1 protein-coding gene is annotated in these 907 nt (G+C 48.8%); it reads left to right on the plus strand.

The window, feature by feature from the left end; all coding sequences use genetic code 11:
• Positions 1-907 (plus strand): FHIPEP family type III secretion protein (locus tag R7Z47_RS24240; protein WP_318130687.1); only part of this gene is annotated, 907 nt, incomplete at both ends.

The raw sequence follows: 907 nt of genomic DNA on the forward strand, positions 1-907 counted from the left end.
ATCGTACCGGGCATGCCGCATTTTGCTTTCTTAACGTTGGCCGTTGCTGCTGGCACGGGTGCTTACTTGATTGACAAGCGTCAGAAGCAGAAAGCAAAAGAACCAGCATTACCTGCGAAAGCAGAAGATGGCAGCGAGCCGATTTCTCAACGTGAGTTGTCGTGGGATGACGTTCAACCTGTTGATATTATTGGTTTAGAAGTGGGGTATCGATTAATCCCGCTGGTGGATCGTGACCAAGGCGGAGAGTTACTAGAGCGCGTGAAAGGCGTTCGTAAAAAGCTCTCACAAGATTTTGGTTTCTTGATCCCAGCTGTACACATTCGCGACAACCTTGAGCTGACGCCAAACAGCTACAGAATTACCCTGATGGGCGTTGCGGTGGGTGAAGCGGAAATTCGCCCAGACCAAGAATTGGCGATTAACCCTGGTCAGGTTTACGGCATGATTGATGGCGAACCGACCATGGACCCGGCATTCGGCCTAGAAGCCGTGTGGATTCGTGAAGAGCAGCGCGAGCACGCTCAGGCTCTCGGTTATACCGTGGTGGATTCATCGACGGTATTGGCAACGCATCTAAGTCAGTTATTAACCAACAACGCATCGCAGTTGATTGGTCATGAAGAAGTACAGAATTTATTGGAGATGCTAGGCCGAAGTGCACCGAAATTGGTGGAGAACTTCGTACCGGATCAACTCCCATTAGGTGTGGTGGTGAAAGTGTTGCAGAACTTGTTGAATGAAGCCATTCCAATTCGCGACATTCGTACCATCGTACAAACCTTGGCTGAGTACTCAAGTAAGAGTCAAGAACCTGACATATTAACAGCGGCGGTTCGAATCAGTCTGAAACGCCTAATTGTTCAGGAAATCAATGGTATAGAGCCAGAATTGCCTGTGATTACCT

Source organism: Vibrio sp. 1641 (assembly GCF_033339995.1).
Classification (GTDB): domain Bacteria; phylum Pseudomonadota; class Gammaproteobacteria; order Enterobacterales; family Vibrionaceae; genus Vibrio; species Vibrio alginolyticus.